The sequence below is a fragment of the uncultured Veillonella sp. genome (assembly GCF_934230905.1).
Taxonomy (GTDB): Bacteria; Bacillota; Negativicutes; order Veillonellales; family Veillonellaceae; genus Veillonella.
This window is the reverse complement of record NZ_CAKQFJ010000009.1, coordinates 1-22,273: the sequence shown is the minus strand read 5'-3', so window position 1 is coordinate 22,273 and position 22,273 is coordinate 1. Positions and strand designations below refer to the sequence as shown.

Here is a 22,273-nt window from a genome sequence, read left to right as displayed (position 1 = left end):
AATTAATCGGTACTTTGTTGTAATTCCCTTTGTGCTCGTCGAACTGCAATAATTTTACGAACAGCACAAATACCTAAACCAATTAACAGTGCAAAAGCGCCACCTACTATAGCACTTTCACCACAGGAATAAATTGCATATACACAATATAAAACACCAAGTATACCGATTACTCTAAAACGATTAATATAGGATTTAGAGACATTAGAACGTTCCATCATAGCTGGCACAGACAGAGTAACAAGAATATATGGAACAACATTAGTAACAACAGCCAAGTTAACAAGATTTTCAAACTGTTCACGCAATATTTCATTAGCAGTGAAAAGTGTCAATATAGTTTCGATAATGAGAAGAATTAATACACCACGAACTGGTGCATCCTTGCTATTTACACGAGCAAAGACCTTAGGAAAATAGCCCGCTTCAGCAGCACTTTTAAATACGCGAGACAATGTAAATTGCCAACAAAGTAAAGCGCCACAGCAAGAAATCACCATTGATGCCATAACAAAATCACCAACTGCACCATTAAACATATGCATGAAGGTTAAACCAAAAGGGGCATTTGAATTCAACAAGTCTAAATTCGGTACAATGCCGGCCATAACATTAGTAGACAAAACATAAATTACAGCTACTGCCAATGTGCCACTTACTGTAGCAATAGGCACATTTTTTCTTGGATTTTCCACAGCATCTGCATTGGCTGCAGCCGATTCAAAACCAAGGAACCCCCAAAGGGTCAGAGAAATTGATTGCTTAACCGCATCAAAAAAAGGAACATCATTTGGATTCCAAGCTGCAATAAAAGTATCAGGATTAAACCAAAACCACCCTATAGTGCTAATTGCTAAAACGGGAAGAATAGATCCCCAAACTGTTATATTACTAAGTCGCCCTGTAAAGCGATTGCCTCTGAAATTCAAAATTGCCGCAAACCAAAGCAACACAATTGTTACTTGACTCGTCTGAACAGCATTTAAATCTATTCCAAACAGTTCGGATCCATAGCCTACTGCCGAAACTGCAATAGCTACATTAGCAATGATGAGAGATATGCTGTAAGCATAGCTCGCCATAAAATGTCCAGTTTTACCGAAGCGATGTTCTGCATAACCGCCCATGCCTCCTTTAATCTGGGAGAACATACCCGCTTGAGCAAAAATATACGCTAATAAAAGCGCACCCACAGCCGTTACGAGCCAAGATAAAACTGAAATAGTACCAACTTGAGCCAAATTAGTTGGTAACATAATGATTCCAGCTCCTAGCATATTGGCTGCTACCATTGTGGTTAACTGGAATACAGACATTTTTTTAGCGGTGGTTTTCATGTATCAATCCCCTTTCGTAAGGTGAATTTTTTCTCGTCCATAATTCACTTATATATATTAAAACCGCTAAGTACATTCAGTTCCTGCTGTAATGGGCGGGAATGTGAAAGTACCGTTTTCATTTTTAGTTCGAGTTAATAATAACACCATAAAGATTAATTGGAAAGTACTTTATTAGTGGACAACTTAATTTACACGAATCGAATAAAATCATAGTAATTATATATTATTTTTGATTAGAAACGGTATATAAAATGTAAGATTATTATTTTCTTTCAGTTTAATCCTTTAAATATAAGAAAAATCACTATCTATTCAAATTATAGTTTCGTGCTACAAGACCATTATCCATTACTAGTCCACTCAATACAGACATTATTGTATATAAAAATTTACAAACTTTTTGGGTACCCAACCTCTTTTTGATATATCTAAGCACACATAAAAATTGGCTCCACCCAGGGATGGAGCCAAATATACAATACATACTATGAGTATATAACACAAACTAACTTACTCGTGTACAGAGTTTACAATAGTTTTCCAACTACCGATTTGTGCTTCTTCATTAGCAATAACAGTTTTACCATTATTGCGCTGTCTTTCAACACATTCTGGAGCTGTACCAGAATAGTTCTTACGACCAGCTACACAAGCCTCAATGGAGATTGCATCAAGGATATCAGCATCAAAATGTGCAGAAATTGCTTTAAAATCTTCCACAGATAAGTCAAGTAGTACGCAACCTTTTTCAATGCAATGATGTACCGCATTACCAACGATTTCATGAGCTTCACGGAATGGAACCCCTTTTTTTGCAAGATAATCTGCCATATCTGTTGCATTAGAGAAGTCATCATCAAGAACCGCTTTCATATGGGCCCCATTAACCTTCATACCACGAATCATGGCCGCATTAATAGATAATGCAAAGTGAACTGTATCAATAGCATCAAAAATGCCTTCTTTGTCCTCTTGCATATCCTTATTGTAAGTGAGTGGCAAACCTTTCAATGTTGTCAAAAGACCTAATAAATGACCATAGGTGCGACCTGTTTTACCACGAACAAGTTCACATACGTCAGGATTTTTCTTTTGTGGCATGATGCTAGAACCTGTGCAATGAGCATCATCAAGTTCAATAAAATTAAATTCATTGGAGGACCACAAAATTAACTCTTCACTAAGACGACTTAAATGCATCATGACTAAGGATGCAAAGGATAAGAATTCAACTACATAGTCACGATCAGATACAGCATCCATGCTATTTTCATAAATACGAGAAAATCCTAATAACTCTTGTGTATAAGTTTGATCAATACCATAGGTAGAACCAGCTAAAGCACCGGCTCCTAAAGGCATAATATCAGCATGTTTAAACACCATCAACAAACGATCAAAATCACGTTCTAACATAGAAAAGTATGCCATCATATGATGACCAAACAAAACAGGTTGTGCCCGTTGTAAATGTGTATAACCAGGCATGATAACATCGCTATATGCTTCTGCTTTTTCAATAAGTGCCTTCTGCATATCTACGATGAGCTCACCCATTTCAATCACTGCTTTACGCACATACATATGTAAATCGACTGCACATTGATCATTACGGCTACGACCTGTATGTAGACGTCCACCAGCTTCACCAATATCGTCAGTTAAACGTTTTTCAATATTCATATGAATATCTTCAAGAGCCACGGAGAATGGGAACTCACCCTTATCGATTTGGCCTTTAATTTTAGTCAAACCGGACACTATAGCATCGCAATCTTCTTGAGAAATAATATTTTGTTTTGCTAACATTTTAGCATGAGCTTTACTGCCCGCAATATCTTCGGCGTACATTCTAGCGTCAAAAGCGATAGAGGATGTAAAATCCTCTACCGCTTTATCTGTGCCTTTTGTGAAACGCCCGCCCCACAATTTAGCCATTATTTACCTGCCTTTTCTTTCATCAAAGCATTAATTTTGAGAGGTAATCCGAACAAGTTAATGAAACCTGCTGCATCAGCTTGGTTATATACATCATCTTCTTCAAATGTTACGAAGTCTTCACTGTATAAGGAGTATGGTGATGTTGCACCAGCGGAGATAATATTACCTTTGTACAATTTTAATTTTACATCACCAGTTACAGTTTTTTGAGTTTCATCAACAAATGCTTGTAATGCACTCATTAATGGTGCAAACCACATACCATCATATACAAGTTCAGCATATTTATTAGCAATAAGCTCTTTATAATGATATGTTGCTCTATCTAGACAAAGATATTCAAGTTCTCTATGAGCATACATGATAATGGATCCACCTGGGTTTTCATAAACGCCACGAGATTTCATGCCAACCAATCTATTTTCAACGATATCGACAACACCAACACCATAGTGTGCACCGATTTCATTAAGTTTTTCTAATATTTGTAGTGGAGTACCTTCTTGACCATCAACGGCTACAGGCATACCTTCTTTAAAAGTAACAGTTACATAACCAGCTTCATCAGGAGCTTGTTCTGGTGTATGTGTTACCAAATATACATCATCTTTAGGAGCATTTGCTGGATTTTCAAGATCCCCACCTTCATGGGATAAATGCCATACATTTTGGTCCATAGAATATGGATGAGATTTTGTAGCTACGACTGGGATATCGTGTTTAGCAGCATATTCCATACAGTCTGTTCTGGATTTCAAATCCCATTCTCTCCAAGGAGCAATGATTTTCATATTTGGAGCTAATGCTTTAATAGCTAATTCGAAACGAACTTGGTCATTACCTTTACCAGTCGCACCATGTGCAATTGCATCAGCGCCTTCTTTTTTAGCAATATCTACAAGGATTTTACCAATCAAAGGTCTAGCAAAAGATGTACCTAATAAATATTTACCTTCATAAACGGCACCAGCTTTTACTGTTGGCCATACATAATCTTTTACGAATTCTTCCTTAGCATCAACAATATACGCTTTAGAAGCGCCAGATTTAATTGCTTTTTTCTCAACTGCATCATAATCTTCAGGTTGACCTAAGTCTACACATACAGCGATAACTTCAGCACCATAATTCTCTTTTAACCAAGGAATAATAACAGATGTGTCTAAACCACCAGAATATGCGAGTACTACTTTATTTGCTTTACCCATGATAACACCTCATAAACTTAATTATACCAGGTACAAAATATACCAATTGTTATTATTATACTACGAATTCATTATGAATTCTTCATGTCTTTTCGACTACAGAAGTTAGTATACCACTGTATATTTATAAATGCAAGTCTATATTTTATACATTTATATAATATAATTCGGATTCGAATTATATGTTCAAACCACACTAATGATCTAATCCGAGATCTTGCTTATACGCATAATCTGCCTCAGCTTGAGTAATCATACCTTGCTCTACCATTTGAGTAAGGACCAGTTTTTGCCGAGCTTTTGCCCCTTTATAATTTTCAAAAGGATCTAAATAGGATGGTGCATTAGGTAATGCCGCTAACATAGCACATTGTCCTAAAGTTAACCGACTAGGACTAGTTCCAAAATAACCTTCTGATGCATCTTTAATACCATAGTAATTATGTCCATAATATACTGTATTCAAATACATAGTTAGAATTTCATCTTTGCTATAGTAATGTTCCATTTCTATAGCTAAAATTGCTTCCTCCGCCTTACGTGTCATGGTCCGTTTAGAAGATAGAAATAAATTTTTCACCAATTGTTGTGTTATTGTACTTCCACCTTCAACAGTTTCTCCTGCTACTGTATTAACATAAAAAGCACGAGAAACACCAAGAACATCGATAGCACCATGTTTATAATACCGCTTGTCCTCAATAGCAACAAGGGCACGTTTCGCATTATCAGGAATACTCTCTGACTTTATCCATTTATCCTTTGGTACACGTTGATTTAGTGCACGTTCAACCTTTTCTTTAAAAGTAAATACACGATACACCCGATCCCAACGACTTAACGTATCTTCATTGTTCTCAATAACCTGTTCTACACTCGTATGAGCCTTACTAACACGATTGGTACCTTGATAGCTTTGATATGTATCATATGCATATATAGCTCCAAATACTATGCAAACTACTAGAACAAGTCGGCGCACTAATCGAAATATAAACATAGATTCACCTACATCTACTTCACAGCAAACTTTTGAATATACAAATATTCTCCAGTAATAATCATATAAAACAACTATCTTATATTGATTGTATTGTAACACAACTCTTCTATTTTTAGCATACTTAGGTATATTGTATTTTTTATCTTTATTATCGTATAATATATAAGATGATGAAACATGCCCAATTGGAGGAGTATTATGAAACAGTGTATGGATTCAGACAATCTACATCGTCGATTGCGTAAAATTCTAGGTCAAGTGCAGGCTATTGATCGAATGATTGAAGAAGACATTCCTTGTGAAGATGTACTAGCCCAAATTAATGCAGCCAAATCTGCATTACATAAAGTCGGCCAAGTGGTCCTCGAAGGACATATTAACCATTGTGTACGCGATGGTATTCAACACGGTGATGTAGATAAGACAATTAATGATTTTACAGTTGCTGTAGAACGTTTCGCTAACATGGGAAAATAAAAAGAGGCAATATCCTAACGATTAGGATATTGCCTCTTTTATGTATTAATCATGATTAGTTGTTAAGAACTCACTAAGTGCTGCTACCGCATCCTCTTCATCAGCACCATCAGCAGTTAATACTACAGATGTACCTTTAGTTGCACCTAATGTCAATACAGTCAAGATAGATTTAGCATCCGCTGTTTTTCCATTCGCTGCAATAGTTAATTTAGATGCAAACTTAGCCGCTAATTGTGTAAATGCTGTTGCAGGGCGAGCATGTAAGCCAGATTCATTTGTAATTTCTACTGTTACTTCTTTCATGAGTTACCTCTTTCTAATGAGCGTTCAGAAACGCCTAATATTTTCGCTACTAACAATATAGGTATTGTATCAATTTACCTCTATCAAATTCAAGTTTGTTTTTATAAAAGTTACGGTCTAAACCAATCCCTTTTTATCTAGTATAGATTTTGCATAAGTTGTAATTTCTTCTGCTGTATCCATAGACAATGCTTTTTGGGCAAATTCTTCACATTCTGCCTTTGTAACAGAACGCAAAATATTTTTAATGAATGGAATAGATGATGCCGTCATGGAAAATTCATCGAGTCCTAATCCCAATAACACCATAGTAGCCACTGGATCACCAGCAAGTTCCCCGCACATACCAGTGAAATTACCTTGTTCGTGACTCGCATCAATTACATGTTTGATGAGGCGTAATACAGCTGGATGTAATGGTTGATATAAATTACCAATAGATTCGTTCATACGGTCTACCGCCAATGTATATTGACAAAGGTCATTAGTACCAATGCTAAAGAAATCTACATATTTAGCCAAAATCGGAGAGATGACTGCTGCCGCAGGAACTTCAATCATAATGCCAACTTTTATTTTTTTATTAAAAGCTACACCTTCAGCTATTAATTCATCCTTACATTCAGTAAGTATCGCATTTGCTGCTTTAACCTCTTCCACGGAAGCAATCATAGGATACATAATATGAATATCACCAAATGCACTAGCACGCAGTAACGCACGTAATTGAACCTTAAAAATATCCGGACGATTTAAAGAAATACGAATGGCACGATACCCAAGAAATGGGTTCATTTCTTCCGGTAAATCTAAACATTTTAATTCCTTATCGCCACCAATGTCCATAGTTCGGATAATAACAGGCTGTCCATTCATAGTTTCTGCTACTTGTTTATATTGTTCAAATTGGACTTCTTCATTTGGCAATTCATCGTTTTCCATATAAAGGAATTCAGTACGATATAAACCAATACCCTGAGCTCCCATAGTCAATGCATATTCTGCATCCTTCGATTTACCAATATTGCCGAATAAATCAACATGATGTCCATCTTTTGTAACAGCTTCTAAATTAGCAGAATCCTTTAAGCGCTTCAACTCGTCTTGGAAATCAGCTGCTTCTTTTGTATAATGAACCCATTCTTCATCAGCTGGTTCCGTAATGACTTCACCTTCAGTGCCAAGCACAACAGCTCGTACATTGTCAGTAAAACTATCAATATCTCCAACACCCATAACAGCAGGGATTTCTAGGGTACGTGCCATAATAGCCGCATGAGATGTAGGGCCACCAGCAGCTGTTACGATACCTTTTACAACATTCTTATCTAGTGAAGCTGTATCAGATGGAGCTAAATCGTGCGCCACAATAATAACCTCTCCAGAAATATGAGATAAGCCACGTGGATTCATACCAAGCATATTACGCATTAGACGGTCACCAATATCTTTAATATCTGCACCGCGTTCTCGCATATATGGATCATCCATACCGATAAAAATAGCTGCAAAGGTTTCTATTGTTTGCGCCGTAGCAGCTACGACATTCATCTTTGAATGTTCCACAAGAGACTTAATACCATCAGATAGAGATGGATCTTGTGCTATTTGCATATGAGCTTCAAAAATAGCAGCCTCATCAGCCCCCATATCAACTAATGCTTTTTGACGAATCGTATCTAATTGCTTAAGGGTAGCCGCCATAGCGCTAGCAAACTTACCAATTTCAGATTCTACTTGCTCTTCAGCCACCTCATAATCAGGTATAACTATTTCCTCTTGTATGTATTTATACACATTGCCAACAGCAACGCCTCGAGATCCAGAAATCCCTTTAATTCGCATCTGTGCTCCTCTTTCTATACTTATAAATTACATTACGTTTCATTTTAACATTTTTATATTGAACAATAAAGAGACCACCTATTTTGTGTTATAATGTTATATTATATAATTATATGTAGTAAAATTGTAGACTTTCACGAGTACCATAGTGAAAGTCTACTCTATTGTAAGGAAAAGTCGCAATGTATTTTACGCGACTAAGAATAGGAGTATATATGAAGTTAACCAAAATGCATGGTCTCGGTAACGATTTCATCCTCTTTTCTGACCCACAAGGAGCCAACAAAGATTATGCAAATCTTGCCATCCGCCTCTGCGACCGCCGTACAGGCATCGGTGCTGATGGGCTTGTCATTGTTGTACCATCTAATACATGTGATGTACGCATGCGTATCATCAACTCGGATGGCAGTGAAGCTGAAATGTGTGGTAATGGCATTCGCTGTTTTGCTAAATACGCTTATGAACACGGAGAAATCAAAGAAACAACTTTCACCATCGAAACATTAGCAGGCGTTATGACACCCACATTAACCATCGAAAATGGTGTTGTAACACAAGTAACAGTAGACATGGGCAAACCATACTTTAACAGCAATGATATTCCTATGAATGTAGATATGGATAAAGTAATCGATGTTGACCTCAATGTAAATGGCGAAACAGTGACAGTAAGTTCTGTTCTTCTCGGTGTACCTCACACAGAAGTGTTTGTCAAAGATATCACAAAAGCACCGGTTACGACACAAGGACCAATCCTCGAAAAACACGATGCATTTCCTTCTAATACAAATGTAAACTATATTGAGGTTGTAAATGATCATCACATTAAGGTTCGCACATGGGAACGTGGCGCGGGTGCTACACTCGCATGTGGGACAGGTTCTTGTGCATCTGCTATTATGGCCCATGAAAAAGGATATACGGGACGTGAAGTCGATGTAGAATTATATCTTGGGATATTACACATTAGTTATTTGGAGGATGGCACGGTTCTTATGACAGGCCCTGCTGAGGAAGTATTCGAAACAGAACTTCCTATCGAATAATATGAAGTGGTTACAGTTACTATTACAAGCATACTTAAAATATAAACAGGGGCGCCCTATGCTGCCAAGTAATATAGGACTATTGGTGTCATTACTCGTTTCTATCTTCATTATTTTGGCCTCTCTAATGTTGAATGTGCCCATCGGTTACGCACTAATTCTCATATGGTTATGCTTTGCTTACGCTCTATATCGTCAAGGCTATTCTCTAAAAGATTTACTCCGTATGTCTTGGACAAGTGCAAAAACCAGTATTGTGGTAATGCAAATCTTTTTGCTTATCGGCTGGTTAACAGCCATGTGGCAAGCATCAGGTATCATTCCTATGATTATTGCCTCTAGTATAGAACTGATTAATCCCAACCTGTTCATTATCTGTGCATTTTTAATTACATCTTGTGTAAGTATGCTACTTGGCACATCACTAGGAACAGTTGGCACTATCGGTATTGTATTAATTACAATTGCTAAAACAGGAAATCTCCCTGTCGATATAGTGGCCGGGGCTATTATGGCAGGGGCTTATTTAGGAGATCGAAATTCACCTCTATCTTCCAGTGCCTCACTGGTAGCAGCCCTTACACATACAAAGGTAAATAGTAATATTCCTATCATGTTTAAAGACAGCATACCTGCTCTTATTATTAGCTGCATATTATATATACTATTATCCTTATGGTTCCCACTCGACTACACAAACAATTATCTAGCAGATACAATTCATTTTGTTTTCAACATCCATTGGACATTATGGATACCTGTTCTTATTGTCATAGGACTATTGCCAACAAAACTTTCTATACGTTGGCCTATTGGTTTGAGTGCACTAGCGGCAGCCATCTTAGCAATGATTCATCAAAATTATACACTTATGGATATTTTGCAATTTAGCTTAGTTGGCTTTACATTGCCTGATTATAATCCACTAACCGATATCATTCACGGCGGAGGTTTACAAACCATGTGGATACCAACACTATCCATCTTCATGGCATGTTCCATTTCTGGAATGTTAGAAGGCGTCGGCTTTTGGAATGATATTCGCTGTCTATTGCAAAACGTATCAGGGCGTGCTGAACTCTTTGCGTCGAATGTACTCATTGCATTTATTACTGGGGCCCTTGGTTGTAGTCAAGCAATTGCCGTAATCATGACACATTCAATTATGCGTACCACCTATGCTAAGGAACGTATTCAAGACGAAAATGTGATGCTAGACTTTGAAAATAGTGGCATTCTTATTGCCGCTTTACAACCATGGAATATCGCTGCTCTTGTACCAATCATTATGCTAGATATATCACCTGCCGGGTACATTCCATTTGCGTTTTTCTTATACCTAGTACCACTTATCTATTGGTATCGTTTACGACGTAAAGAACACCGCTCCTACTAACACATTCTATAATTTATAAGAAACATAAAGGAAAATTTATGATTTATACGATTACTTTCAATCCGGCATTGGATTATATCGTTCGCTTAGACCACTTAACCCCTGGTACTATCAATCGTACAGAACAAGAATATGTACTCGGTGGTGGCAAGGGCATCAATGTGTCAATCGTACTCAATAACCTAGGTATGGATACAACAGCGCTAGGATTTATAGGCGGTTTTACAGGTAATGAAATCGTACGTCAACTTAATGAATTTGGCGTCCGTGAAAGTTTCATCCGACTCAAGGATGGTTTAACCCGCATCAATGTTAAGGTCAAAGCATCCGATGAAGAAACAGAAATCAATGGTCGTGGTCCCGTCATCGCAGATGATGAACTACACGCATTATATGCCCAACTCGATACATTAACAGATCAAGATACATTAGTCTTGGCTGGTAGCATTCCTTCTAGCCTTCCAAGCACCATGTACGAAATCATTATGGAACGCTTAGCGCATAAACATATTCGTATCGTCGTAGATGCAACTAAGGATTTATTAACTCGCGTATTACCATATAAGCCATTTTTAATTAAACCAAACAATCATGAATTAAGTGAAATTTTGGGCCGCCCCCTATCTACAAACGATGATTTAATTAATGCAGCCAAAGAATTACAAACGCAAGGTGCACAACATGTACTCATCTCTATGGCTAGCGATGGAGCCATCTTGGTATCTGCTGATGGTTCAGTCTATACAAGTCCTCCACCTAAAGGAACTCTTATAAACTCCGTTGGTGCCGGTGATTCTATGGTAGCTGGTTTTATAACGGGATACCTAAATACTCAAGATTTACAACAAGCCCTCTATTGGGGTATTGCTACAGGCTCTGCTTCAGCGTTTTCGGAAAATCTAGCCACTAAAGACGAGGTTCTTACCTTGCTTAACACAATTTGTTAATTTTGTTATTCAATATATATGTACAGTAAGGAGTACACACATGAAGATTACTGACTTATTAAAGCCCCAGTCCATCCTGCTGAACGCAGCCCCAGTAACAAAGGCTGATGCTATTTACATCTTAGGTGATTTAATGGATAAGAGTGGCAACTTATCTGACAAGGCAGAATACTTACAAGCAGTCTTCGCCCGTGAAGAATCTGGTTCTACAGGTCTCGGCGATGGCATTGCCACACCACATGCTAAATCCACAGGCGTGAAAGAAGCCGGTCTTGCCGCCATGGTCGTTCCAAATGGTGTTGATTTCGATGCCCTAGATGGACAACCATCCCGCCTATTCTTCATGATTGCTGCCCCAGAAGACGCTGCTGATACACATATAGAAGTATTGAGCAAATTAGCAACTATGGTTATTGACCCAGACTTTAAAAACGCCCTTATTCAAGCTACTACAGTTGATCGTTTCTTAGAACTTATCTCCGCTAAAGAAGAAGGAAACTTTGATCCTTCAGTAGAAGGCTATATTAAAACCGCAGATGCTCAAAACGCCGCAAGTATTACCGAAGCTATCGAAGCAAAAGCTACAGAGGCTATCGAAAAGGTTATTCCTAAAGTAACTGTAGACAACCCACATTATGACGTATTAGCTGTTACAGGTTGTCCTACCGGTATTGCTCATACGTATATGGCAGCTGAGTCCTTAGAGCGTAAAGCAAAGGAAATGGGCATTTCATTAAAAGTAGAAAAAAATGGTGCCTCTGGTATCAAAGATGCTCTTTCAACAGAAGAAATCAATCATGCAAAATGCATCATCGTTGCTTCCGATCGTCAAGTTGAAATGGCCCGTTTTGACGGTAAGCCAATGATTCAAACAAAGGTTGCAAACGGTATTAATAAAGCTGAAGAATTGTTACGCGAGGCTATATCTGGCACCGCACCAGTATACCACGCCTCCCAATCCGACAAAGATAGTGCGAACTCTGCTATCGATGCAAAAGATAGCTTTGGTCGTCAAATCTACAAGCATTTAATGAACGGCGTATCTCACATGTTGCCATTCGTTATTGGTGGCGGTATCTTAATTGCTTTAGCATTCTTATTCGATACATTTAATCCAGCTAACCCTTCTGGCTTTGGATCGGGTACACCATTGTCTGCATTCTTAATGAAAATAGGCGGTGCATCCTTTGGTTTTATGTTACCAGTTCTAGCAGGTTATATAGCTATGAGTATCGCAGACCGTCCTGGTTTAGTAGCTGGTTTTGTAGGCGGTTTGCTAGCGAACCAAGGTGGTTCTGGTTTCCTTGGCGCCTTGATTGCAGGTTTTGCAGCAGGTTATTTAGTGCTTTTAGTTAAGAAACTAGTATCCGGTTTACCACAAGCATTAGAAGGTACAAAACCAGTACTTTTCTATCCTGTACTTGGCGTATTATTTATTGGTATCGCTATTACATTTATCATTAATCCTCCTGTATCAGCCTTGAACGAATGGCTTATGACTTCCTTACAAACAATGGGGACTACTAGCCGTGTATTGTTAGGGCTCATATTTGGTGCTATGATGTCTGTTGATATGGGTGGTCCTGTAAATAAAGCAGCCTATGTTATTGGTACCGGTGCATTAGCGACTGGTGAATATGGTATTATGGCAGCCGTTATGGCAGGTGGTATGGTTCCCCCATTAGCCATCGCCCTTTGTACGACATTCTTCCCTAGTCGTTTTACAGAGGCAGAACGTAAATCTGGTATTACAAACTACATCATGGGGCTTTCCTTCATCACAGAAGGTGCCATTCCATTTGCTGCTGCAGATCCAATCCGCGTATTACCATCTTGTATCATCGGTGCTGGTACGGCAGGTGCATTGTCTATGTTCTTTAAATGTACATTACGTGCCCCTCACGGCGGTATCTTCGTAGTACCAACAATCGGCAATCCACTTCTTTACCTTGCATCTATTGCAATCGGTTCCGTTGTGGCTTGCATTATCTTGGCTATTGTAAAACCAAAACTCAAAAAATAATATCACAATTGGTCTATTTAGTTTAATCATTATAAACGACTGACTAATAACTAATGTATGCAAAACACCCTATGTCACAATACTGACATAGGGTGTTTGTATGTATAGATTATATTTTTATCTGATTATAGGATTACATCATCATAGAATGTACCATACACCATTTTAAATATGCGATTAGCAACATGATAGCTTTCAAAATCAAAGTCCGTAGGTGTTAAGAATGTAACATTCTCATAGCCTTTAAGAGCTGGTTGTGTTGGTTTACTTTCACCATTAAGAGTGTAATCCTGTTGATTTAATACCATCCCTACAATACCAGATTCCATCATTTTTATATTCCATAGTTCATTTAAAGTAAAATCTGGTAGCCTTGTTTTTAGCTCTGGTACCTTAGCTACCATATTAGCAAAGGAAAGGTTTAAGTCATAGTCATAACGAACCTTATATTCCCTAATTAAATCAGATGAAGGCAATACAACATATATCTTAGCCTCTATATTTTTTGTATGCGCATCTGTAGAATTATCTCGGATAGTACTTAATTCAATATATTTACCATCTCCACCACCTGTATCACCTTTAGATATAATTCGTGCAAAACGACTAGTATCTTGCAACTCAGTATTGGACACAGCCTTCACAGGATTTAAAGAAGCACACAAAACACATACCAGCGCCATAAGAAATAAAAAACGTTTCATAAAGTACCTCATTTCACTACAATGTCGTCAAAATGCTGCTGATATGCTACAGCAAACATAGCGTCTGCTACAGCAAATAAGTCTTCATCAAACCGTCCACGATCTAATGGACGTAATTGATGTACTAAAGGAACTTTACTAATAACCTCTGTACCGTCTACATTATATCGTTTCACCTCTCGTAACTCGATTTGTATCCCTGATTGATCCTGTGCAGCCTTAATTACAGCATACATAGATGGTGATGGCTTTACAAGATTCATAGCTTGTATTAAAGACCCTAAAGAGTAATTCGTATCGTACGTAGCAGTTAATTCATATTCTGTAATAGATGTACTTCGAGGAGTTTCATAAACAGCATAAAAAGTACCTTTTAATTTATAGTGTGGTGCTGCGTATTCTAAAGACTCTACAGAATATGTATTTAAATAACTTATCAGCTTATTTTGTATAGAACCATCTCCATAAGAATACGATTTTTGATACACATTTTTAAACTGCGGTGAGCTATTTAATTCATTAATTGAAATAGCTTGAATTTGCATGGTAAAAGTAGCCATCACCATACATGCTAATAGAAATTTTTTAAACATATTCTCTCCTTTAAAACAAAAATCGGATAAATTACCAAAAGCATACCATATTTCATTAAGAAATGTATACATAAGAAACAGGACTTATGTCACACTATAGTGACATAAGTCCTGTTCTTAACTACTAAACATTAGTTTAATATTCTCTCTGACGTAGTTACACTCTACTATATAAAATTGCTCTATTAAAGTAATTCTACCTATTAAGACAATTTAGTAAGCAATTGACTTACCATAGCTTTTAAATCATTAATCTCAGTTTGTTGCTGATCTAATTTAACTTGTTGTGCATCAATCTTAGATTTCTGTTGTTCATTTTCAGATCGTAACTGAGTTACTTCATCTTGCATTACATAGATAGAACTAATAGGACCTGCTTTGTAACGATCAGGAATAGCATCCTTTCTTTCACGACTGCCGCCGAATTTATGCGTTACACCAGCATTTATCATATTATGATTAGAACCTAAAGTAACCCCAATATTAAACATTGTATCTTCCGTTTTATAGTGAGCAAGACCCAAAGCTCCGGCAGTCTCACCTCGATAATTCCCAATACCAGCCATAATTTGTGTTGGTTCCAATGGATCATATTGAATTGGCTTCAAAGCGGCCATAGCGGCAGCATGAGCACCTACACGTTGTGTTTCAGTCCCTACACGATTAATGGAATCCTGAATTTCAGCTTGACTCGCTTTTAACTGAGCTACATTTACTGCATCAGAATCATCTATACCAGGTGCTACACCACGAATTTGATGTCCACCATTCTGTAATCCATCAGCCGTTAAGGATACCGGATCTGCAGAGCGATCTGCAGGAATAAATGTCAATCCAGTGCCTCTAACAAGTGTAGTATTACCATCAGCATCCCTTACGGCTGTACCTGCATCCGTAATCTTTGTAGATGGTCCGTTATCACTACCTACAGTAATACTAGTAAGATCTTTTATATCTTTACTCAAAGAATATGTGAAAGTCGTTTTATCTTGATCAAGAACAAGATTATCTCCTGCGCGGAATCTTACAGTGTCACCACCTTGTACTTTTTCAATAGTGCCATTCGGTGATGTCACATTCCATGCAGATAGATTTTTAACTTGTTGTTCACCTTTAGGAGTTAAGTTACTCAAATCTTGATTTGCCGCATTGTCAATCTTTGCTCTAGTAGCATCATCAATCTTGATAATAACATCATCACCTTTAGCCTCACTAACCAGTCCATTTTCACCTTTGATATCAAACTTCACATCACCTGTGCTCAAAGATTTTTCATTAGTAGAACCTGTATTACCACCTAAGGAAATCTTACGACCAATCGCTTTTGTATTTTTATCAATTTGGGCTTTATTGGCTGCAATATTTACTGTATTTGCCGCAATATCACCGGCATTTTTAGTGATGTTAGCTTTATTAGCCGCTACTTGATCATCCACTTTTTTCAATTGATCTTCTGTGGCTGCACGACCAGTAACAGGTTGCGTTTGGCCTGGAATCCATACAGTGTTAGTTAAGCCCGTAACTTGAGGTGTTTCTACACCACTAGTTGCTTTCACCGTCGGTGCTGTAATTGTTTGATTAGCAGTTATTGTATCTGCTACTACAGATGTAAAGGCTACATCTTTTTTTGTAGCTATTGTAAAATCTCTACCATTTTGCTTAATAACAATATTATCGCCATCAATGAACTTAACTGTATTACCACCTTCAACTTTTTCAGCAGTACCATTATTAGCTACTACATTCCATGCGGATAAATCTTTAACTTGTTGTTTACCAACAGCTGTTAAGTTGCTCAAATCAGTATTTGCTGCATTGTTGATTTTGTTGGCAGTATCGTCATCTAATTTAACAGTTACATCGTCGCCATTAGCTTCAGTAACGATACCATTTTTCCCTTTAATATTGAATTTCACATCATCTGTGCTCAAAGATTTTTCAGTTGTATCACCATTATCACTACCTAAGGATATCTTACGAGCAATCGCTTTTGTATTTTGATCAATTTGAGTTTTATTTACTGCAATATTGCTAGCATTTTTATTAATAGCATCTTTGTTAGCAGCAATATTATCTTTATTTGCTGTTACTTGATCATCAACAGCTTTCAATTGATCTTCCGTTGCAGCACGGCCAGACTTAATATTAGTTGGATCCCAAGTTGTATTTGTTAAGCCACTTACTTCAGGAGTCGTAATCTTTTGATTGGCCGTTACCTTATCGAATGTTACTTCTTTCTTAGTTGCGATAGTGAAATTTTTACCATTTTGTGTAATAGAAACATTATCACCATCGATGAATTTAACTGTATCGCCACCTTGAACCTTTTCAGCCGTTTCATTATTAGCTACTACATCCCAAGCTGCTAAATCTTTAACTTGTTGTGCCCCAGCTGGAGTCAAGTTACTCAAGTCTCGGTTTGCTGCATTATCGATTTTATCTTTTGTAGTATTATCCAATTTAACAGTTACATCTTCGCCATTAGCTGCAGTTGTAATACCATTTGCACCTTTAATATTGAACTTAACATCACCTGCACTCAAAGATTTTTCAGTTGTATCACCATTATCACTACCTAAAGATATTTTACGAGCAATCGCTGTTGTATTTTTATCAATGTTATCTTTATTAGTAGCAATCGCTGATTTATTAATAGCAATATCACCAGCATTTTTATCGATAGCAGTTTTGTTATCTGCAATCTTTTGCTTATTATCTGCAATATCACTAGTATTTCGAGTAATATTATCCTTATTTGCTTTAGCTTGATCATCAACTGCCTTCAATTGATCCTCGGTTGCAGCACGACCAGACGTAATATTAGTTGGATCCCAAGTTGTATTGGTTAAGCCTGTTACTTGAGGTGTTTCCACACCAGTTGTTGCTTTAACTTTAGGTGCTGTAATGGTTTGATTTGCAGTCACATTATCGAATGTTACATCTGGCTTAGTAGCAAATGTAAAATCTTTACCAGATTGAGTAATGATAATGTTCTCACCATTAATATATTTAACAGTGTCGCCACCTAAAACTTTTTCTGCAGTACCATTATTAGCCACTACATTCCAAGCCGCTAACTCTTTAACTTGTTTCTTACCGTCTGGAGTCAAATTACTCAAATTTTTGTCTGCAGCGTTATCGATTTTGTCTTTAGTAACTGCATCAAGTTTAACAGTCACATCATTACCAGAAGCTGTTGTAGTAATACCATCTTCACCTTTAATAGTGAAGTCTACATCATCATTGCTTAAAGATTTCTTAGTTGTAGTACCAGTATTACCATTTAAGAAAATCTTACGAGCAATAGCTGTTGTATTTTTATCGATATTCCCTTTATTAGTAGCAATATCATTTGTATTGTTAGTGATATTTTGTTTATTTGCAGCTACTTGATCATCAACTGCTTTCAATTGATCTTCTGTGGCAGCACGACCAGGTTCAGCTACGGTTTGACCTGGCGTCCAAGTTCTATTTGTCAAGCCTGTTACTTGAGGCGTTACTATACCTGTTGTAGCGGTTACAGTTGGAGCTGTGATACCTTGAGTAGCTGTAATATTATCAAATGTTACATCTTTCTTAGTTGCAATTGTAAAGTTTTTACCAGCTTGCGTAATTCCAATGTTATCACCATCGATAAACTTAACTGTATCGCCACCTTTAACATCTTCAGCAATACCACTATTAGCAACTACTTTCCAAGCTGCTAAATCTTTAACCTTTTGCTCACCTGCTGGATTTAAATTGCTCAAGTTTTTATCAGCAGCGTTATCGATTTTATCTTTAGTATCTGTATCAAGCTTAATAGTTACATCATTACCACTAGCTGTTGTAGTAAGACCATCTTCACCTTTGATCTTGAAACTTACGTTTCCGTCATTCAAAGATTTTTCAGTTGTAGAACCAGTATTACCTTCTAAAGAAATTTTATTAGCAAGTGCTGTCGTATTTTTTTGAATAGCAGTTGTATTTTTATCAATAGCATTTTTATTAGCTTCTGCTTTGTCATCAACTTTATTCAATTGAGAAACATTAACAGCATCTTTATCAGCTACACCAGCAGCTATATTAGTAATCTTCTTATCGCCTGCATTGATGCCTGTATCACCATCGATTTTAACAGTTTCATTACCTGCCGCATCTTTGAAGGATGCACTGTTCAAACCTGTTAAATTCTTCTTCAAGGATAGAGAGATATTTTTATCGTTTCTAGCAACAGTAATGTTATCATCGCCAGAGAAATCTACTTTATTACCTTTTTCAACTGTTACAGGTGTTGCTTCACCATTAGCAGAAAGATCCCACGTATATTTATTTTGATCAATAGCCTTATTAATGGCTTCTGCTACATTTTTAGAATCTGCCATACCAGCTGTTCCTGTAGCTGTACCATTTGTAACAGCAATATCTTGCTTTTTACCAGCAATTGTAATTTTCTTACCATTAGCTGTCGTTTCGATGTATGTATTATCACCATTTATGGCTAATTTACTATTTGCTAGATTTACATCGCCACTACCAGTGTCGCCTGTGAAAGCAAGGTTAACACTCTTCAATTGTGCTACGTTAACTGCATCTGTATCAGCTGTACCAGCAGCAACATAGTTAATTTGACGAGTTTGACCTGTTGTACCTACCGCAACACCACCTAACGTAGATGTTAAAGTGGCACCAGTTAAGTTAGCATATGTATCAGTACGACCAGTATTAGTATTATAACCAGCTGCACCTGCCGCAGTACTAGCAACAGATTGAGAACCAATGGCTACACCATTAGCAGTTGTTGCACTTGCACCATCACCAATAGCAATCGCTTTATTAGCCGCTGCTGTAATGGACGCATTAGGACCGATGGCAATAGAGTTAGTTGCTTTAGCGCCTGTATTATCCTCATTTGGAATATCTTGAGAATTAATAGAAATATATCTATAAGCAATTTGATTAACAATAGCTGCTAACTGAGAACCATTGATTGCATCTGTAGAAGTAGCACTTACCTCACCAGGAGCCACGTTTTTCAATTGACGTTCATAGCCTGCAGAACCAAAGGATACTACGTCACCTGGTAATGTTTTATCACCACCGGCCCAAGAAGCTGTAATATTATTCGGTAATGTATAACTAGTTTGTTTTGTACCTGCTTTATCGGTAGTAGAACCACCGCCTAATGCAACGGAGTTATCTCGATTCGCTTTAGCGCCGGTACCGATAGCCACGGCATTCGTTACATCTGTAGTACCTGAAAGTCGATTTTGTGCATTAGCCGCCGTGCCAATTGCAATACTAGCATTTCCGGAATGAGCCTTCATACCAAGAGTAATACCTGCATGTCCAGCAGTTGCAGTAGTCCATCTAGGGTTACCCAAATTTACACCAGTTAGTTTTTGCACCGCTACTTGTAAGCTTGAAGATGCAGTATTACCATTATTAATATCTGTGTAATCAACGGTTCTACCATTTGCACTATCAGTATCGTCACCACCAATAACGATAGATGCATCACCTTTAGCAAGCGTATTACCACCGATAGCAATACTTTGATCGCCCTCTACAATGGCTCCGTCATTTGCAGCAGCACCACCACCAATAGCAATCCCTTGTTTACTATTTTTAACCTTTGCATTTGTACCAATCGCAACTGTAGTATTACCATCAGCAGATGCTTGCAAACCAACGGCAACACTTGCTGTACTTAATGCAGCTGGACCACTATTAGAATATGCACCTTTGCCAATAGCAACACTGCCACCACTATTAGCATTTGCACCGGTACCAATTACAACTACATCATTTTTACTTGCAGTTACATCTTTACCTAAACCAACTGCATTCACACCTGTAATAGTACCACTACCATAAGCAACTGTAGCCCCTCCAGTATTAGATGGCACTGAGTTTACCGCTAGCACATTACTAGCATTAGTCATAGCTAATACCGCAAAAATGCCCGCTACTACAATTTTCTTTTTACCGCTATTATTCTTAGCTAATTCAGAAACGACTACATAACAATTCTTAGACTTATTCCAGATTACTTTAAATACTTTATTCATTGATTCCCTCAAAAATTAGATGATGTATATTTTCTCAAGTTCTCAAATCATCTAAATACTAACTCAACCTATATTGAAATTTTTAATGTTTTCGATATATTAAGTATATAAAATTTTCGATATAGTTGAATGTGATTTTAATCACATTTTCACGATTAACTCATGATAAATATAACTAATATAATTGCAATAATAGCATCTTACTCCATCTTTATACTCCTGGTAAAACTATTAAATACGTATTTTTCTAACCATTATAAATTTCATAATTAAAATTTTATTCATAAAATAATTACGACAAACTCATGAGTAATACACAAGTCAACTATTAATGAGCACTCTATCCTATTTAAAGTCAAATCGTTTATAATTTTAAATTTATTTCTAAATTCATATACTTACAATAGTACTAATCGCTACAGATAAACACTATATAGAGGGAAAGTATACAATTTTGCTCATTTATGTTAAACTATATAAATATAAATAAATTTTAAAATTATAAATTATTATTTGAAATCTAAATTCGGAGAATAATTCATGAAATTATCTAAGAAACGTAAAGTTACTGCCGCTTTATTTGCAGCAGCAACCTTAGGCAGTGTTGCTCATGCAGCACCTGCCCTTAATATGAACGATTTAGTGAGTACAAACAATTCTACTGAATCAACAACACAACAAGTAGCAATACGTCCTGCGCAAACACAATCTACCATAACACCAATGGTTCCTCGTGTACGCCCAGTACCAGTTCCAGATACTGCGAAAGCATTATCTGAACAATACAAGGCTATTTCACAACCACAATATGTCGTTAATAAACAAACAAAGACAGTTATGGAACCTACATTAGTAATGCATAGTTTGATTAATGTACAGCATCCTCAAGCTACTCAAAACTTACAAAATCAAACAACAGAGTCTAACAGTAAGCCTGTATACATTCAACCGAAACCATTAATTCAAGAAGAACAATCTACAACACCGCAAATGCTCCCTACTACTACGGTTAGTAAATCAGTTGTAGCAAAACGCACGCTAACAATTCGGGATATACAACGTACTGAACGTGAACGCTTAGCTAAATTAGCTGAAGAACAAGCTGCTCAGCAAGAAGCAATGCAACAACAAAGCAGCGAACAAGCACAAGCAATCCGTCAAATGGCGGCCGAACGTGCAGCTGAGGCTCAGCGTCAAGCTACACTATTAGCACAGCAACAAGAAGCCCAACATCAAGCAGCTATTAAGGCTGAACAAGAACGTATGGCAGTTCAACAAGCCGAGGCTCAACGCCAAGCAGCTATCAAAGCTGAGCAAGAACGTATCGCGGCTCAACAAGCTGAAGCTCAACGTCAAGCAGCTATTAAGGCTGAACAAGAACGTATCGCGGC

14 protein-coding genes and 1 pseudogene are annotated in these 22,273 nt (G+C 37.3%); 6 read left to right on the top strand and 9 right to left on the bottom strand.

Translation table 11 applies throughout. The features are described 5' to 3' along the window. Window positions 1-2: 2 nt before the first annotated feature. From potE to Q0E20_RS03530, 4 genes are all read right to left on the bottom strand, one after another. Window positions 3-1,337 carry a putrescine-ornithine antiporter gene (gene potE / locus Q0E20_RS03545; protein ID WP_295996399.1) on the bottom strand — a complete coding sequence of 445 codons (1,335 nt, stop codon included), beginning with the start codon at window positions 1,335-1,337 and terminating at the stop codon, window positions 3-5. Window positions 1,338-1,850: 513 nt separating this feature from the next. After that, a complete protein-coding gene (gene argH, locus Q0E20_RS03540) occupies window positions 1,851-3,278 on the bottom strand; it encodes an argininosuccinate lyase (protein WP_295996395.1) in 1,428 nt (475 codons plus the stop codon). Continuing rightward, window positions 3,278-4,489, bottom strand: coding sequence for an argininosuccinate synthase (locus Q0E20_RS03535; RefSeq protein ID WP_295996391.1), 1,212 nt, complete (start codon window positions 4,487-4,489; stop codon window positions 3,278-3,280). The genes argH and Q0E20_RS03535 overlap by 1 nt, the downstream gene beginning before the upstream one ends. A 196-nt stretch (window positions 4,490-4,685) precedes the next feature. Further along, on the bottom strand, window positions 4,686-5,489 hold the full coding sequence (locus tag Q0E20_RS03530) for a transglycosylase domain-containing protein (RefSeq protein WP_295996388.1): 804 nt from the start codon (window positions 5,487-5,489) through the stop codon (window positions 4,686-4,688). Between the two features lie 201 nt (window positions 5,490-5,690). Between Q0E20_RS03530 and Q0E20_RS03525 the strand changes: the two genes are divergently transcribed. Continuing rightward, the gene (locus Q0E20_RS03525; protein ID WP_005377006.1) at window positions 5,691-5,969 is read left to right on the top strand and encodes a metal-sensing transcriptional repressor; all 279 of its coding nucleotides are present in this window, start codon (window positions 5,691-5,693) and stop codon (window positions 5,967-5,969) included. A gap of 45 nt (window positions 5,970-6,014) precedes the next feature. On the opposite strand, the gene Q0E20_RS03520 is transcribed toward Q0E20_RS03525, so the two are convergent. Continuing rightward, window positions 6,015-6,275: an HPr family phosphocarrier protein gene (locus tag Q0E20_RS03520; RefSeq protein WP_295996385.1), complete on the bottom strand. Its 261-nt coding sequence runs from the start codon at window positions 6,273-6,275 to the stop codon at window positions 6,015-6,017. Window positions 6,276-6,392: 117 nt separating this feature from the next. After that, window positions 6,393-8,120: a phosphoenolpyruvate--protein phosphotransferase gene (gene ptsP, locus Q0E20_RS03515; protein ID WP_295996382.1), complete on the bottom strand. Its 1,728-nt coding sequence runs from the start codon at window positions 8,118-8,120 to the stop codon at window positions 6,393-6,395. 215 nt (window positions 8,121-8,335) lie between these two features. On the opposite strand from ptsP, the gene dapF reads away from it, so the two are divergent. From dapF to Q0E20_RS03495, 4 genes are read left to right on the top strand one after another with little or no spacing between them, the layout of a single operon-like run. Continuing rightward, window positions 8,336-9,169, top strand: coding sequence for a diaminopimelate epimerase (gene dapF, locus Q0E20_RS03510; RefSeq protein WP_295996379.1), 834 nt, complete (start codon window positions 8,336-8,338; stop codon window positions 9,167-9,169). 1 nt (window position 9,170) lies between these two features. Beyond that, window positions 9,171-10,565, top strand: a complete 1,395-nt coding sequence (locus tag Q0E20_RS03505) for a Na+/H+ antiporter NhaC family protein (protein ID WP_295996376.1) — start codon at window positions 9,171-9,173, stop codon at window positions 10,563-10,565. A gap of 38 nt (window positions 10,566-10,603) precedes the next feature. Then, window positions 10,604-11,512: a 1-phosphofructokinase gene (gene pfkB, locus Q0E20_RS03500; protein WP_295996373.1), complete on the top strand. Its 909-nt coding sequence runs from the start codon at window positions 10,604-10,606 to the stop codon at window positions 11,510-11,512. 40 nt (window positions 11,513-11,552) lie between these two features. Then, on the top strand, window positions 11,553-13,535 hold the full coding sequence (locus Q0E20_RS03495; protein ID WP_295996371.1) for a fructose-specific PTS transporter subunit EIIC: 1,983 nt from the start codon (window positions 11,553-11,555) through the stop codon (window positions 13,533-13,535). Between the two features lie 125 nt (window positions 13,536-13,660). Here Q0E20_RS03495 and Q0E20_RS03490 read toward each other — a convergent pair whose 3' ends face one another. The 3 genes from Q0E20_RS03490 to Q0E20_RS03480 all read right to left on the bottom strand — a co-directional run bounded on the left by Q0E20_RS03490 (window position 13,661) and on the right by Q0E20_RS03480 (window position 20,882). Continuing rightward, window positions 13,661-14,239: a hypothetical protein gene (locus Q0E20_RS03490; RefSeq protein WP_295996367.1), complete on the bottom strand. Its 579-nt coding sequence runs from the start codon at window positions 14,237-14,239 to the stop codon at window positions 13,661-13,663. Between the two features lie 8 nt (window positions 14,240-14,247). Further along, window positions 14,248-14,832 carry a hypothetical protein gene (locus tag Q0E20_RS03485; protein WP_295996364.1) on the bottom strand — a complete coding sequence of 195 codons (585 nt, stop codon included), beginning with the start codon at window positions 14,830-14,832 and terminating at the stop codon, window positions 14,248-14,250. Between the two features lie 203 nt (window positions 14,833-15,035). Next, on the bottom strand, window positions 15,036-20,882 hold the full coding sequence (locus tag Q0E20_RS03480) for an ESPR-type extended signal peptide-containing protein (RefSeq protein ID WP_295996361.1): 5,847 nt from the start codon (window positions 20,880-20,882) through the stop codon (window positions 15,036-15,038). 540 nt (window positions 20,883-21,422) lie between these two features. Between Q0E20_RS03480 and Q0E20_RS03475 the strand changes: the two are divergent. Next, window positions 21,423-22,273 (top strand): annotated as a pseudogene (locus Q0E20_RS03475) (hypothetical protein); the annotation flags it as partial.